Here is a 14,160-nt window from a genome sequence, read left to right on the forward strand (position 1 = left end):
GAGTGTAACGACCCGTGAGCACGCGGAGCGAGTGCTTCCATCGAAGCGCGAAGCGCTGGAGGTGGAAGCATGAGCGACGAAGTCGAGATTCCCGAGGTCAACTACGTCTCCGGCTCCGGCGTCCCGATCCGAGGCAACGACATCGACACCGACCAGATCATCCCCGCGCGGTTCATGAAGGTCGTCACCTTCGACGGACTGGGCGAGTTCGCGTTCTTCGATCTGCGATTCGATGACGACGACAACCAGAAGGAGCATCCGTTCAACGAGGACCGCTATCAGGACTCCTCGGTAATGGTCGTCAACTCGAACTTCGGCTGTGGCTCCTCGAGAGAGCACGCCCCCCAGGCCCTGATGCGCTGGGGAATCGACGCGGTCATCGGCGAGAGCTTCGCCGAGATCTTCGCGGGCAACTGTCTGGCGCTGGGCATTCCGACCGTGACCGCCGACAGCGAGACGATCGAGGAACTGCAGGACTGGGTCGACGCGAACCCCGACGGCGAGATCGACATCGACATCGAAGCGGAGACCGTCACCTACGACGAGCAGACGATCGACGTCACCGTCGACGACGCCCAGCGCAAGGCGCTCGTCGACGGCGTCTGGGACACGACGGCGCTGATGAAGTCCAACGCCGGCGCGGTCCGCGAGAAGGCTCGAGAACTGCCGTACGTCGACGATGCGGCGATTCCCGAAGCCGAATAAGCAGGCTCCGTTTTTGCGACTCGGTTTTGACTGCTCGTCACATTCGACCGCATCTCGTGTCACGACTCGAGTCGTGCGTATCGCCCTGACGACCGAATTGCGTCGTGGTGCCACACCGAAAGCGGCAGGTAACCACGGACATCGCGAGCTATTTCGGAGACTGACGGCTATACTTCCCCATGTCTCGCGCTCTCGATGCGTCACTTTTCGTGTTGCTGGCCGTTCTCTGGGGCTTTTCCTTTCCCGCGATTTCGATCGGTCTCGAGTACCTCCCACCACTGCTCTTCGCGGCCGCCCGGTACGACATCGCAGCGGTCCTGTTACTGGCTGCAGCTGTCGTCCGCGTCGAGAAGTGGCGGCCGACCGCGCGGAACGATCTAGCGGCCGTCGCGGGCGGTGGCATCTTCCTCATCGCGGGTAACGGGCTCCTCTTCCTCGGCCAGCAGACGGTTCCGAGCGGCGTCGCCGCGATCTTGCAGGGACTGGTGCCGATCGTCACCGCGCTGTGGGCGATCCCGCTGCTGGGCGAACGGCTCTCGCCGCTCGGGGCCGTCGGTGCCGCCATCGGCTTTCTGGGCGTCGGCCTCGTCGTCCAGCCCGATCCGGGGAACCTGTTGGCGGGCGACACTGCCGCGCGACTGCTCATCGTCGGGCAGGTGTGTAGCGTCGCGCTCGGCGGCGTCCTGATCCAGCGGGCCGGGCCGACGCTCGAGCGACTGCCGCTGGTCGGCTGGTCGATGCTCGTCGGTGGACTGGTCTTGCACGCCGTCAGTCTGGGTGCCGGCGAGTTTCCCAGTGCCGACGTGCTCGGTCCAGTCTCCGTGGGCGCTCTGCTCTACCTCGGGGTGTTCGCGACCGCCGTCGCGTTCATGATCTATTTCACCATCCTCGAGGAACACGGCGCGTTCGAGGCGGCGCTGATCGGCTATCTGGTTCCGATCGTGGCGACTATCGCGAGCGTCTTCCTGCTCGGCGAGGAGATCGGCGTCCTGACGGTCGGCGGCTTCGGGCTGGTCGCGGTCGGCTTCGTCCTGCTCAAGCGCCGCGCGATTGCCGAGGCGGTCGGGTTCTCGACCGGTGTCAGCAGTCCCTGAGCTCGACGACAGCCACGGCTACCGGCCAGCCGACGGGCGACTCGTCTCGCGTCTGCACTGACTCGGTCCCCAACGCCGGTATCGATACCCTCTTTTCGGCCCCACGTCGATGTTCGGGCATGACTCACGAAATCGCCGTCATTCCGGGCGATGGAATCGGACAGGAAGTGACACCCGCCGCGGTCGAGGTCCTCGAGGCCCTCGCGATCGACTTCGAGTTCGTCGAGGCCGACGCGGGCGACGCGGTAAAGGAGGAGACCGGCGAGGCCTTGCCCCAGGAGACATATGACCTCGCGGCGTCGGCGGACGCGACGCTGTTCGGGGCGGCCGGCGAGACGGCCGCGGACGTGATTCTACCGCTCCGGACGGCGGTCGACTCGTTCGTCAACGTTCGCCCCGCGAAGGCGTATCCGGGGATCGACGCCGTCCGCCCCGAGACGGACCTGATCTTCCTCCGGGAGAACACCGAGGGCGTCTACGCGGGTCACGAAGATCGACTGACGCAAGACGTCTCGACGCTGACTCGAGTCGTCACGGAGTCGGCCTCCGAACGGCTCGCCGAGTTCGCCTGCGACTACGTCGCCGGCGACGACCACGACGGCTTCTCGATCGTCCACAAGGCCAACGTCATGCGCGAGACGGACGGTCTCTTCCGTGACACCGTCAAATCGGTGGCCGACGACAACGGCGTCGAGACCGATCAGGTGCTGATGGACGCCTTCGCGACGCGGGTCTGTCTCGACCCCGAACAGTTCGACGTGGTCGTCTGCCCGAACCTCGCGGGCGACGTGCTCTCGGACCTCGCGGCCGGCCTCGTCGGCGGCCTCGGCCTGCTCCCGTCGGCCAACATCGGCCCCGATCGCGCGCTGTTCGAACCCGTCCACGGCACCGCACCAGATATCGCCGGTCAGGGAGTCGCGAACCCCGCCGCGACGATCATTTCTGCCGCCATGCTGCTCGAGTACCTCGGCTACGACGAAGAGAGCGACGCCGTTCACGCGGCCGTCGAAGCAACGCTCGCCGACGGACCGCGGACCCCCGATCTGGGCGGGGACGCCTCGACCGAGGACGTGACCGACGCGATCATCGATCGCCTCTGATCCAGCCGCGTCCGACGCCTCACGAGATCGGTCCCTTCGCCGCGTCGAACCGACGGTCGATTCGATCTCGCCGGATCGTCGATAGTCTCCGTCGCTCGAGCATCGAGACCGTCGACCACCGTTTTTCCTGTCCGGATTTGATTCAGACAAACCAATCAGAAACGATCGCTCGAGACAGCATAAACAAATAAAACCGTGCAGAACGCAGATGGGTTCAACGCCCTTCCAGTGACATGTTACCCGAACAGCGCAAACGGACGATCGTCGAACTCGTCTCGGATCGGGACGGCTGCTCGGTCGAGGAACTGGCCGCCGAACTCGACGTATCGAAGGCGACCATCCGGCGGGATCTGGACGATCTCGAGGAGGAACGCCTTGTCGAGCGGTCCCACGGCGGCGCCGTCCCGGTGACGGCGGTCGGCCGCGAACAGACCTACGTCCAGAAGGAAGTCCAGAACCTCGAGGCGAAGGCCGCGATCGGCGAGCGCGCCACAACGGAAATCCACGACGGGCAGGTCGTCTTCTTCGATTCGGGGACGACGACGATGCAGGTCGTGAAGCGGGCACCGACCGACGTCGCGTTCATTCCGGTGACGAACTCGCCGCTGCTGGCGCTCGAACTCGGGAAGGACGCAAACGACGTGAAGCTCACCGGCGGAACGCTCCGCCACCGCACGCGGGCGCTCGTCGGTCCGAGCGCGGAGACGTTTCTGGACCGGACGAACTTCGATCTGCTCTTTCTGGGAACGAACGGCATCACCGGGGACGGGAGTCTGACGACGCCGAACGAGGACGAAGCGCGGATGAAAGAACTGATGGTCGAGAGCGCGGAGCGAGTCGTCCTCGTCACCGACGAGACCAAGTTCGGCGAGCGGAGTTTCGTCCAGTTCGCGGCCCTGTCCGACGTGGACGTGCTGGTGACCGACGCCGAGCCGACCGGCGAGGTCGCGGAGGCCTGCGCAGCGGCCGACGTGACCGTCGGCGTGGAGGTGCCGAATGATCGCTAGCGTGACGCTCAATCCGGCGGTCGACTACACGGTCGAACTCTCCGAACCGTTGACCGACGGGGACGTCGCTCGCACCGACGAGCACCGCTACGACGCGGGCGGCAAGGGGATCAACGTCTCGAAGTATCTGGTCGAACTCGACGTCGAGACCGTCGCGACCGGCGTCGCCGGCGGATTTCTGGGTCGCTACCTTCTCGAGCGGCTCTCGCGGGCGGCGATCGACGCGGACTTCGTCGAGATCGACGGCGAAACGCGGCTCAACGCAACCGTCCTCGGACCCGACGGCGAGTACAAGATCAACCAGAACGGCCCTCGAATCGCCGCGCCGACGGTGGGGAACGTCGTCGAGACGCTTCGGAAGTACGATCCCGATACGATCGTGATCGCCGGCAGTCTGCCGGTCGGTGCCGGTCCCGAGACGATCGACCGCGTGGCCGAGGCCGGCCCCTGGGAGACGGTCGTCGACGTCGGTGGAGCGACGCTCGCCGACCTCGAGGCCGAGTACGCGCTCTGCAAACCCAACCACGAGGAACTCGCCGCGGCGACGGAGAGGCGAGTGAACGACGTCCGGTCGGCGATCGCGGCCGCTGAGGAGCTTCGGGCCGCCGGGTTCGATCGCGTCGTCGCCTCGCTGGGCGCCGAGGGTGCGATCATGGCGGCGCCGGACCGGACGCTGCACGCGCCGGCGGCGGACGTCGACGTGGTCGACACCGTCGGCGCGGGCGACGCCCTTCTGGCGGGCGTGCTCGCCGCCCGCGCCCGGCAGGAGTCGGACGCGGCGGCGCTCAGATCCGGCGTCGCCGTCGCCTCCCGCGTCGTCTCGGTGTCTGGAACGCGAGCGCCATCGTTCGCGGGCGTCCGTGACGATCGCGAGTCGATCGCCGTCTCCGCGTACTGATCACCCCGATTATCCGATATCGGGGATATTTTGATTGTATTCGAACTGAAACAAACATATTCGAAAGCACTTTTGCAGCCGCTGCCGAAGGAATTCGGCAGAGATAGCATGAAAGACGATGTGGAATCACGACTGCGGGGCCACCTCCTCTCGGTGAAGGAGGACCTGATGACGGGGGTGTCGTTCATGATTCCGTTCGTGACGATCGGCGGGATCTTCCTCGCGCTCGCGTTCATGGTCGCGGAATTACCGGGAACGGCCGGTAGTACCGAGACGGTGTTCGAGGAGACGGGCTCGCTCGCGTGGTACCTGGCCCAGATCGGCGACCTCGGGCTGACGATCATGATCCCCGTGCTGGGCGGATATATCGCGTACGCGATCGCGGACAAGCCCGGACTCGCGCCAGGGTTCATCCTCTCGTGGGTGATCCAGCAGGAGGCGGTCATCGAGGCCGCCGGGCTGGTCATCGGCTTCGAGGCCGACGGGGCGGTCGCCGGCTTCCTCGGGGCGATCGTCGCCGGCCTCCTCGCGGGCTACGTCGCCCGCTGGATGAAAGGGTGGTCGGTGCCATCGGTCGTCTCGCAGATGATGCCGATTCTTATCATCCCCGTGTTCACGACGCTGCTGCTCGCCCCGGTCGTCATCCTCGGTCTCGGGGTCCCGATCGCCATCCTCGACGACGCGCTGACGTCCGCACTCGAGGGCATGCAGGGGTCGAACGCCCTCCTGCTCGGGGCGATCCTCGGCGGGATGATGGCAGTCGACATGGGTGGCCCGATCAACAAGGTCGCGTACGTGTTCGGGACCGTCCTCGTCGCGGACCAGATATTCGCGCCGATGGCCGCCGTGATGATCGGTGGGATGGTCCCGCCGTTGGGCCTCGCGCTCTCGAACTTCATCGCGCCTCAGAAGTATTCCACGGAGATGTACGAGAACGCGAAGGCGGCCGTTCCGCTCGGCCTCGCGTTCATCACGGAGGGAGCGATCCCCTACGCCGCAGCCGATCCGCTCCGGGTCATTCCGTCGGCCGTCCTCGGCAGCGCGACGGCCAGCGCGGCCGCGCTCTGGTTCGGCGTGACGATGCCGGCTCCCCACGGCGGTATCTTCGTCGTGATCCTCTCGAACAGCGCGCTGCTGTTCCTCGCCTGTATCGCGCTCGGCACGATCGTCACGGCGACGGTCGCCACGCTGATCAAGCCCGACTACCACGAGCGCGTCGCCGGCGCCGAACCCGCGAAGTCCGCGACCGATGCGAGCCAGCCGAACGCAGGACAGACGAACGATTGACTACCCGACGCGACCCCACGTTCAACACCATAGCGATCATACGATGACTGTGACCGAACCCGCGATCGAGGCCGTACTGTCCCCCGAACTGATCACGCTCGAGGAACCGCCCGCCGAGAAGGAGGCCGCGATCGAGTTCCTGCTCGACCGCGCGGTCGCGGCCGGCCGCGTCACCGATCGGGAGGCCGCCCTCGGGGCACTGCTCGCCCGCGAAGCGGAGACGACGACCGGCGTTGGCATGGGAATCGGTATCCCGCACGCGAAGACGGACGCGGTCGCCGAGCCGACGATCGTCTTCGCGCGCTCGTCGGCCGGTATCGACTTCGACGCGATGGACGACGAACCGGCGACCCTGCTGTTCATGCTGCTCGTCCCCGCCGAGGGCGGCGAGGAGCATCTCGAGCTCCTGAGTTCGCTCTCGCGGGCCCTGATGCACGACGACGTCCGCGAGCGACTCCACGAGGCCGAGTCGACGGAAGCGATCGAAGAGACGATCACGGAGGCGGTCGCGTGATGGAGCGCACCGTCACCGTGGTCCCCGAAGACGGCCTCCACGCGCGGCCGGCCGCGACGTTCGTCGAGACGGTAACCGAGTTCGACGCCGATGTCAGCGTGGCCCCGGTCGACGGGGACGACGAGCCGGTCGACGCGGCGAGCATGCTGGCCGTGACCAGCCTCGGCGTCGCCACCGGCGAGGACGTCCGACTCGTGGCCGAGGGCGATGACGCCGAGGCGGCGCTCGACGACCTCGAGGCGCTGCTGTCGACGCCCGAGACCGAGACCACAGCCGAATCGAGTTCGGAGACCTGAACCGATGACCGCCGACGAGTCTGCACCGCGATCGAACGAGGGAACCGGCGTCACGCCGCTGTCCGGCGTCGGTACTGCCGTCTGGTACGATCCGAACGCCGACCTCGAGGTCGAGGAGACGCCGGCGACCGACGCGGTCGATCCGGAGGCCGAACGCGAGCGGTTCGAGGACGCTCGCGACCGCGCGCGAACGGAACTCGAGCGCGAGCGCGAGCGGACCGCCGAGCGCGTCGGCGAGGAGGAGGCGGCGGTGTTCGACGCCCACCAGAAGTTCCTCGACGATCCGCAGATCACCGACGCCGTCCAGTCAGCCGTCGACGACGGCCGCCCCGCCGAGCACGCGGTCGAGGCCGCCTTCGAGGATCCCATCGCGCAGTTTGAGGGGATGGACGGCCGAATGGCCGAGCGCGCCGACGACCTTCGCGACGTTCGAGACCGGCTGTTGCGGCTGCTCACCGACGCGGACCGCGTCGATCTCTCCTCGCTGTCGACCGGTTCGATCCTGCTCGCCGACCGGCTGACGCCCAGCGATACCGCCCAACTCGATCCCGAGCGCGTGGCCGGCTTCGCGACGGTCGAGGGCGGCCGGACCTCCCACGCCGCGATCTTCGCCCGCTCGCTCGGCATCCCGGCCGTCGTCGGCGTCGGCGACGACCTCGAGCGGATCGGCGACGGCGACCCCGTCCTGATCGATGGCGAGGACGGCGCGGTGATCGCCGACCCGAGCGACGACCGCCGGGAACGGGCGGCCGGCGGCCGCGACGTGGCCGTCCGCGAGGAGCCGGTCGCGACGGCCGACGGCCGACGCGTCGAGGTCGCGGCCAACGTCGGTACCCTCGCGGAACTCGAGGGTGCCGTCGAGGCGGGTGCGGACGGGATCGGCCTCTTCCGGACCGAGTTCCTCTTTCTCGACCGCGAGGAGCCGCCCGACGAGGACGAGCAGTTCGAGGTCTACCGCGAGGCGCTCGCGGCGTTTCCCGAGGGCCGAGTCGTCGTGCGGACGCTGGACGTCGGCGGCGACAAGCCGATCCCCTACCTCGAGACGCCCGGAGCGGAGAATCCGTTCCTCGGCCAGCGGGGGATCAGGCGCTCGCTCGGGCCCGACGCCGACCTCTTCGAGACCCAGCTTCGGGCGCTGCTGCGGGCGGCCGCCGCCGAACCGGGGACGCTCTCGGTGATGTTCCCGATGGTGTCGACCGTTCCGGAACTCGAGGCGGCCCTCGAGACCGTCGAGGACGTCGCCACAGCCCTCGGCGCGGAGGGCGTCGAGCACGAGACACCGGAACTGGGCGTGATGATCGAAACGCCCAGCGCCGCGTTCGTCGCCGACGCACTCGGCGAGCGCGTCGACTTCCTCAGCATCGGGACGAACGATCTCACCCAGTACGTGATGGCGGCCGCGCGGGAGAACGACCGAGTCGCGGACCTCCGCGATCCCTGCGATCCGGCCGTCCTCCACGCGATCGAGCGCACCGTCGCGGCCGGGGACGCGAGCGACGCCTGGGTCGGCATGTGCGGCGAGATGGCCGGGAACCCCCAACTGACGCCGCTGCTCGTCGGGCTGGGACTCGACGAACTCAGCATGAGCGCCGTGACGATCCCCGCGGTGAAGGCCGCGATCGCCGACCTCGAGACCGATGCGGCCAAATCGCTCGCCGATCTGGCGACCGACGCGACCGCGAGAACGACCGTTTACGAACACATCACGGAGTACGACCAATGAAATTCGTCGCAGTAACGTCATGTCCGACGGGTATCGCACACAGCCAGATGGCGGCCGAGAATTTAGAGCAGACCGCGACCGATCTCGGTCACGAGATCGACGTCGAGGTCCAGGGGGCCATGGGCCAGGAGAACGAACTCTCGAGCGACGCTATCGCCGAGGCGGACGCGGTGGTCATCGCCGCGGACACGTCGGTGAACCGAGACCGCTTCGAGGACGAGCCCCTCGTCAAGGCACCGGTGAAGGACGCGGTCAACGACGCCGAGGGGCTTATCGAGCGGGCTATCGCGGAAGCCGACGGCGAGGCGTCGACCGCCGGGCCCGCGGGGGCGACGGCCGCGTCCACCGGCACCGAATCGGCCGAATCCGGGGCCCCACGTCGCGGCGGCGACCCCTCGAAGGGGTTGTTCGCCAGGCTCAAGCGACTCTTCTCCTGACCGGCGTCGGCCCATCGCCGCCGTCGTCTCATCGTTCCGCGGCGATGGCTTCTGCAACACCGACAGCTATCATACTCGCCGTGATACGCCACGCCATGCCTCGAGACGACACCCTCGTCGGCATCGACTCGCGAACCGTCGAAACGGACCGACTCGAGACCCATTACCTCGAGTCGGGCGGCTCCGGTCGGGCCGCCGCCGAGGGAGAAACCGTCCTCTTTTGCCACGGGAACGTCTCGTCCTCGCGGTTCTTCGAGGACGTACTGGTCGACTTGCCCGCCCGCCATCGTGCGATTGCGCCCGATCTGCGGGGGTACGGCGATTCGGAGACGAAACCGGTCGACGCGACGAACGGCCTCGGCGACTTCGCGGCGGATCTCCGAGCGTTCGTCGACGCACTCGCGCTCGCGGAGCCGCTCGTCATCGTCGGCTGGTCGAACGGCGGCGGGGTCGCGATGCGGTACGCGATCGACCACCCCGAGGCGGTCGCTTCGCTCGTACTGGTCAACCCGCTCTCGCCGTACGGGTTCGGCGGGACGAAGGATACGGACGGAACGCCGTGTTTCGACGACTACGCCGGCTCCGGCGGCGGGATCGGCAACGACGCGTTCGTCGCGGGCCTCGAGAATCGCGACCGAAGCGAGGAGGGACAGACCTCTCCACGAAAGGTGCTGCGAACCTACTACGTCGACCCGACCCACGAGTTCGACGGCGAGCGCGAGGAATCGTATCTGACGGGGATGCTCGATACGGCGACCGGCGATAAGAACTATCCGGGCTCGTCGAAGCCGAGCGACAACTGGCCCGGCATTGCCCCGGGCGAAACCGGTGTGAACAACGCGATCTCGCCGAAGTACTGCGAACTCGAGGCGATCACCGAGATCGATCCCGACGACAAACCGCCCGTGCTGTGGATTCGCGGTGATTCCGACCAGATCGTCTCGAACGCCTCCCTCTTCGATCTGGGCACGCTCGGCCGAATGGACGAACTCCCGGAGTGGCCCGGCGAGGACGTCTTCCCGCCACAGCCGATGGTCGACCAGACCCGCGCCGTCCTGGAGCGCTACGCCGATCGCGGCGGCGAGTTCGAGGAAGTCGTCTTCGGAAACGTCGGTCACACGCCCCATGTCGAGGTCCCAGGAGACTTTCTGGATCGGCTCGAGTCCGTCCTGTAGGGCCGGAAGTCGTGGTGGTGTGGTTCAGCGCCTGGAGCTTTGCTCCGGGACCCCTTCCGCGGCCGCTTCTTCCTCCCGTTCGTCGGTCGCGCCCTCGCTGCGCATCGACCGCAGCGTCGACAGTCCGCGCTTTCGGGTCACGCCCTTCGAGATCCGGACGCCGTCGAACGTCCCCTCCCAGTGCTCGTCGCTCGCGCCGAGGTGGTCCATGTAGTACGCGAAGGCCCCGAGCCACAGCAGCGCGGCCGTGAGCGCGAGAAAGGCGATCACCGAGACGAGCGTCGACGGACCGAGCGCGCCGACGCCGATTCCCGCGACCACGTAGACGAACGCGGCGATCACCATGAGGACGGTGATCGTCGCGAACATGTCGTTGACGGCGGTCACTCGCGCGTTGTACTCGATCCACCGGCCGTAGCTTCGAAGCAGTCGTACCTCGAACCGGTCCGCGTCGGCCGCCGGCTCGGCTCGCGCCGTCGCGAGTGCGGACTCGACCGCGTCGCCGTCGATGCCGCCCCGGAGGTTAGAAGCCGTGTACGTCACGCCCGCGAGTCCCGTCGAGGCGAGCAACAGGAGTGCGCTGGCGGTCGTAAAGGGGTTCAGGAAGGCCGCCACGTCGATATCGGTCTGGACGACGATCGAGCCGCCGGTGACGACCAGCCCGATCAACAGGAGGTTCGCCTTCAGGATCTCGATCGCTTTCTCGTCGATCTCCTGGACGCGTTCGACCTGATAGTCGAACGTCGTCCGAAGTTCCTCGCGGGCCAACTCGATTGTCTCCCGATCGAGGTCGTGCCGGTCGCCGGCTTCCGTCGACCCCTCGGGGCGGACCCCATCGTCCGTGACCTCCGGACCGCTCATGGCCCATGCTTTCCCGCACCGACCGTAAATCTCCCGGCGTCCGTTTCCGATCGAAACGCGGTTGTTCGGGAGGACGATACCGGCCGCCGAACCGGTTGTCGTCACCGAGCTTCAACCGTCGTCAGCGATCCTCAACCGCCGTCAGGCGATTTCGAGGACATCTCGATCCGCACCGGCCAGTTCGACCAGCGCGTCGGCCTCGAGCAGGTGACACTCCCCAGGGATCACGAGCAGGTGGAGCGGGTCCCCGAACTCCTGGTCCGCCAGTTCGGTCATCGTTCCGGCCTCGACGAGCGGATCGGGGCTCCCCGCGCGGGCGACGACGACGCCCGCGAGATCGGGGTACTCCTCGGCGAGCAGGTCGGCACCGATGTCGGCGGTCATGTACTCCTCGCGCTCGGCCTTTATGTCCAGATAGACGACGGTGTGCAGCCCGTCGGCGCGATTATCGTCGATCGTCTCCGTGACGCTCGCCGGGAGTCCCTCGGCCCCGTGGGCGTACGGAAACGGAAGGGTGGTGGCCTTGCCGAAGCGGTAGTTCTGCAGTCCAGTTAGCGCGCTGGTGGCCGTCTGGGCGGTGACGCCGTGGAGCACCCGCGTCTCGATTCCGCGGTCGTGAGCGCGCAGTCGGAGGTCGACGTGGGTCGTCGAGATCATCGTATCGCCCGCCGTCAGGAACGCGACGTCTTCGTCCTCGGCCGCTGTGAGCATGTCGTCGGGATGCTGTTCGACGCCGGCGCGGTCCCGGACCTCGATCTCGAGGTCGTGATACGACTCGAGGTCGTCGATCGTCGTCCCGATCAGCTGACTGGTGTAGAACTCGGCGTAGACGCGGTCGGCCGCCCGCAGGGCGTCCCGGCCCTCGACGGTGATCGAGCGCTCGTCGTAGAGACCGAGGCCGATGAAGGTGAGCATAGGCGGTCGTAGTCGTAGCGCGCGGAATACGTTTTCGAGACGCGCACACCTCTTCGAGCGTCGTTCGCCGTCGCGGCCGATCAGAATCCGATGTGGGAGGTCGACGCGGGACCGTCGTCATCGTCCGCGTCGTCGCCCTCGTCGATCCCGCCCTCGTGGGCGAAGGTCACGTCGTCGTCGGTCAGATAGACGACGCCGTCGTCGACGCTGACTTCGACGGCCGAGAGCGTCGTATCGGCCGCTTCGCCGTTGTCGCAATAGCCCGAGCAGGAGTCGAACATCGAGCCGTGTTTCGGACAGATGATCTGTCCGTCCCGCATCGCGGCCCCGCGGCCCGTATCGAACCGCTGGGCCTCGTGGGTGCAGCGATTGATCCACGCCTCGACGTTGTCCCCGCATGGCACGAGGATCGCTTCGTCCGGTTCGCCGTACTGATCTCGGATCGTGAACAGCCACGACCGGTTTTCGTGGACCGTCTCGACGGTCGTGAGCCGTCGGCGCTCGCTCATCTTGAGCGGGGATACGCGCGCCGAACGGAAAAACGCTCTCGAGGCCTCGAACCCATCCCACCGCAGACGAGAATCGGCCGGGGGTCGGATGAAGGAGATGCATCTGCGACGGCCGACGAGGAAATAGCTCGTCGAATGATGGGCTACACGTTTGATAGAGGGGAACCACCTATCGCTCCAGACCAGGCAACCGGCGTGCGGTGGCGCGCGCTGTCGGCCAGCCGAGTGTCAGCGAGGGTGGCCGACGATATTGCGCGAGGGATGAGCGAGAGAGTGGAGCGATCGAGCGAATCGGCTGGGGAGGGTGTGGCTATTCCCTGTTGCCACGCTAGCAGGACGCTTCGTCTCACACCTTCCCATCAGTACCTCTCCGTTCCATTCACGTTCTCTCCCAACAGCGATCGAGACCCCTCCACTCGTCTCGAGAGGTTTTATGTCCGAACGCGCCGGTACCCACCGTATGACCGACGATCGACTGCGCATGACGCCCGGCCCGACCGAGGTGCCGGCGGCCGTCCGCGAGCGGATGAGCGAGCCGACGCCGAACCCGGATGTCGAGCCGGAATTCTTCGAATTCTACCGCGACCTCACGGCCAAACTCGAGGCGATCTACGGCGACGACGACATCGCGATCCTCGGCGGCGAGGGCATCCTCGGCCTCGAGGCCGCCGTCGCGTCGCTGGTCGAACCGGGCGACCGCGTGCTCTGTATCGCGAACGGGCTCTACGGCGAGGGGTTCGCCGATTTCGTCGAGATGGCCGACGGCGAGGCGGTGGTCTGCGACGCGCCGTGGGACGAGCCGCTCGACCTCGAGCGAGTCGAAGCCCGCCTCGAGGAGGGCTCGTTCGACGCGGCGACGCTGGTCCACTGCGAGACGCCGACGGGCGCGCTCAACGATATCGAACCGGTCCTCGAGGTGCTCGACGAGCGCGACGTGATCAGCGTCGTCGACGCGGTCTCCTCGCTCGGCGGGGTGGCGGTCCCGACGGAGCGAATCGACATCTGTCTCGGCGCCTCGCAGAAGTGTTTCAGCGCGCCGCCGGGACTGACGGTCTGCTCGGTCAGCGACCGCGCCTGGCGAAAGATCGAGTCCTTCGAGACCGACAGCCTCTACACCGACCTCGAGCCGTGGCGCGACGCGGCCGACGAGGAGTGGTTCCCCTACACGCACCTCGCCGCGAACCTGTACGGCCTCGACACTGCGATCGACCTGTTGCTCGAGGAGGGCCTCGAGACCGTCTTCGAGCGCCACGAAGCGGCTGCGCGGCGGTGTCGCGAGCGAGCCGACGATCTCGGGCTGTCGCTCTATCCTGCCCCCGCGCGGTCGTCGCCGACCGTGACCGCACTCGAGGTCGACGGACGCGCACAAGCGCTCCAAGAAACGCTGGCTGCCGAGCACGATATCGTCCTCGCGACCGGCCTCGGCGACCTCGCGGACGACATCCTCCGGATCGGACACATGGGACACAACGCGCGCCTCGAGCGCATCGATCGGACGATGGATGCGCTCGAAGCGGTTCTGGAGTAGTGTGTCGGCCCGTTGTACCGTTCCCGGCCGCATCTGGGAGTCGATCGATCCGTTTCGACCGTCTCGTCCGAAACCGGCACTCGTTCCCTGAGAGGACTGTCGACTGTACGA

The 14,160-nt window shown here is 67.2% G+C and carries 15 protein-coding genes; 12 read left to right on the plus strand and 3 right to left on the minus strand.

Annotated elements, in window-relative coordinates; all coding sequences use genetic code 11:
* The first annotated feature begins 69 nt into the window (after positions 1–69).
* The 11 genes from leuD (at position 70) to CP556_RS13180 (ending at position 10,236) form a co-directional block, all read left to right on the plus strand.
* Complete coding sequence (gene leuD, locus CP556_RS13130; RefSeq protein ID WP_098726037.1) at positions 70–705, plus strand: 3-isopropylmalate dehydratase small subunit; 636 nt, start codon at positions 70–72, stop codon at positions 703–705.
* Between the two features lie 179 nt (positions 706–884).
* On the plus strand, positions 885–1,799 hold the full coding sequence (locus CP556_RS13135; RefSeq protein ID WP_098726038.1) for a DMT family transporter: 915 nt from the start codon (positions 885–887) through the stop codon (positions 1,797–1,799).
* A gap of 119 nt (positions 1,800–1,918) precedes the next feature.
* On the plus strand, positions 1,919–2,899 hold the full coding sequence (gene leuB / locus CP556_RS13140; RefSeq protein ID WP_098726039.1) for a 3-isopropylmalate dehydrogenase: 981 nt from the start codon (positions 1,919–1,921) through the stop codon (positions 2,897–2,899).
* A 233-nt stretch (positions 2,900–3,132) separates the two neighbouring features.
* On the plus strand, positions 3,133–3,906 hold the full coding sequence (gene glpR / locus CP556_RS13145; protein ID WP_098726040.1) for an HTH-type transcriptional regulator GlpR: 774 nt from the start codon (positions 3,133–3,135) through the stop codon (positions 3,904–3,906).
* Positions 3,896–4,804, plus strand: a complete 909-nt coding sequence (gene pfkB, locus CP556_RS13150; protein ID WP_098726041.1) for a 1-phosphofructokinase — start codon at positions 3,896–3,898, stop codon at positions 4,802–4,804. The genes glpR and pfkB overlap by 11 nt, the downstream gene beginning before the upstream one ends.
* A 108-nt stretch (positions 4,805–4,912) precedes the next feature.
* On the plus strand, positions 4,913–6,091 hold the full coding sequence (locus CP556_RS13155) for a PTS fructose transporter subunit IIC (protein WP_098726042.1): 1,179 nt from the start codon (positions 4,913–4,915) through the stop codon (positions 6,089–6,091).
* A 43-nt stretch (positions 6,092–6,134) separates the two neighbouring features.
* Positions 6,135–6,605 carry a PTS sugar transporter subunit IIA gene (locus CP556_RS13160; RefSeq protein WP_098726043.1) on the plus strand — a complete coding sequence of 157 codons (471 nt, stop codon included), beginning with the start codon at positions 6,135–6,137 and terminating at the stop codon, positions 6,603–6,605.
* Complete coding sequence (gene ptsH1 / locus CP556_RS13165; protein ID WP_098726044.1) at positions 6,605–6,901, plus strand: phosphocarrier protein HPr; 297 nt, start codon at positions 6,605–6,607, stop codon at positions 6,899–6,901. Before CP556_RS13160 ends, ptsH1 begins: the two co-directional genes overlap by 1 nt.
* A gap of 4 nt (positions 6,902–6,905) precedes the next feature.
* Entirely contained in the window at positions 6,906–8,624 is a 1,719-nt protein-coding gene (gene ptsP, locus CP556_RS13170; RefSeq protein WP_098726045.1) for a phosphoenolpyruvate--protein phosphotransferase, read from the plus strand.
* On the plus strand, positions 8,621–9,061 hold the full coding sequence (locus CP556_RS13175) for a PTS fructose transporter subunit IIB (protein WP_098726046.1): 441 nt from the start codon (positions 8,621–8,623) through the stop codon (positions 9,059–9,061). The genes ptsP and CP556_RS13175 overlap by 4 nt, the downstream gene beginning before the upstream one ends.
* A gap of 95 nt (positions 9,062–9,156) precedes the next feature.
* Positions 9,157–10,236, plus strand: coding sequence for an alpha/beta fold hydrolase (locus CP556_RS13180; RefSeq protein WP_098726047.1), 1,080 nt, complete (start codon positions 9,157–9,159; stop codon positions 10,234–10,236).
* A 24-nt stretch (positions 10,237–10,260) separates the two neighbouring features.
* Here the strand turns inward: CP556_RS13180 and CP556_RS13185 are convergent, their stop codons facing one another.
* The 3 genes from CP556_RS13185 to CP556_RS13195 all read right to left on the minus strand — a co-directional run bounded on the left by CP556_RS13185 (position 10,261) and on the right by CP556_RS13195 (position 12,521).
* A complete protein-coding gene (locus CP556_RS13185) occupies positions 10,261–11,097 on the minus strand; it encodes a hypothetical protein (protein WP_098727398.1) in 837 nt (278 codons plus the stop codon).
* 141 nt (positions 11,098–11,238) lie between these two features.
* Positions 11,239–12,012: a diphthine synthase gene (gene dph5 / locus CP556_RS13190; RefSeq protein ID WP_098726048.1), complete on the minus strand. Its 774-nt coding sequence runs from the start codon at positions 12,010–12,012 to the stop codon at positions 11,239–11,241.
* A gap of 80 nt (positions 12,013–12,092) precedes the next feature.
* Positions 12,093–12,521 (minus strand): Rieske (2Fe-2S) protein, encoded by a 429-nt coding sequence (locus CP556_RS13195; RefSeq protein WP_098726049.1) that lies wholly within the window; start codon positions 12,519–12,521, stop codon positions 12,093–12,095.
* 460 nt (positions 12,522–12,981) lie between these two features.
* On the opposite strand from CP556_RS13195, the gene CP556_RS13200 reads away from it, so the two are divergent.
* Positions 12,982–14,049: a pyridoxal-phosphate-dependent aminotransferase family protein gene (locus CP556_RS13200; RefSeq protein WP_098727399.1), complete on the plus strand. Its 1,068-nt coding sequence runs from the start codon at positions 12,982–12,984 to the stop codon at positions 14,047–14,049.
* Positions 14,050–14,160 lie beyond the last annotated feature (111 nt).

Source organism: Natrinema sp. CBA1119 (assembly GCF_002572525.1).
Taxonomy (GTDB): domain Archaea; phylum Halobacteriota; class Halobacteria; order Halobacteriales; family Natrialbaceae; genus Natrinema.

Excerpts from the sequence above, each read along its gene's own strand:
- CP556_RS13180 (WP_098726047.1), top strand. The coding sequence starts at position 9,157 with ATGCCTCGAGACGACACCCTCGTCGGCATCGACTCGCGAACCGTCGAA.
- CP556_RS13195 (WP_098726049.1), bottom strand. The coding sequence starts at position 12,521 with ATGAGCGAGCGCCGACGGCTCACGACCGTCGAGACGGTCCACGAAAAC.
- ptsP (WP_098726045.1), top strand. The coding sequence starts at position 6,906 with ATGACCGCCGACGAGTCTGCACCGCGATCGAACGAGGGAACCGGCGTC.
- leuB (WP_098726039.1), top strand. The coding sequence starts at position 1,919 with ATGACTCACGAAATCGCCGTCATTCCGGGCGATGGAATCGGACAGGAA.
- leuD (WP_098726037.1), top strand. The coding sequence starts at position 70 with ATGAGCGACGAAGTCGAGATTCCCGAGGTCAACTACGTCTCCGGCTCC.
- ptsH1 (WP_098726044.1), top strand. The coding sequence starts at position 6,605 with ATGGAGCGCACCGTCACCGTGGTCCCCGAAGACGGCCTCCACGCGCGG.
- CP556_RS13185 (WP_098727398.1), bottom strand. The coding sequence starts at position 11,097 with ATGAGCGGTCCGGAGGTCACGGACGATGGGGTCCGCCCCGAGGGGTCG.
- glpR (WP_098726040.1), top strand. The coding sequence starts at position 3,133 with ATGTTACCCGAACAGCGCAAACGGACGATCGTCGAACTCGTCTCGGAT.
- CP556_RS13160 (WP_098726043.1), top strand. The coding sequence starts at position 6,135 with ATGACTGTGACCGAACCCGCGATCGAGGCCGTACTGTCCCCCGAACTG.
- dph5 (WP_098726048.1), bottom strand. The coding sequence starts at position 12,012 with ATGCTCACCTTCATCGGCCTCGGTCTCTACGACGAGCGCTCGATCACC.
- CP556_RS13175 (WP_098726046.1), top strand. The coding sequence starts at position 8,621 with ATGAAATTCGTCGCAGTAACGTCATGTCCGACGGGTATCGCACACAGC.
- pfkB (WP_098726041.1), top strand. The coding sequence starts at position 3,896 with ATGATCGCTAGCGTGACGCTCAATCCGGCGGTCGACTACACGGTCGAA.
- CP556_RS13135 (WP_098726038.1), top strand. The coding sequence starts at position 885 with ATGTCTCGCGCTCTCGATGCGTCACTTTTCGTGTTGCTGGCCGTTCTC.
- CP556_RS13155 (WP_098726042.1), top strand. The coding sequence starts at position 4,913 with ATGAAAGACGATGTGGAATCACGACTGCGGGGCCACCTCCTCTCGGTG.
- CP556_RS13200 (WP_098727399.1), top strand. The coding sequence starts at position 12,982 with ATGACCGACGATCGACTGCGCATGACGCCCGGCCCGACCGAGGTGCCG.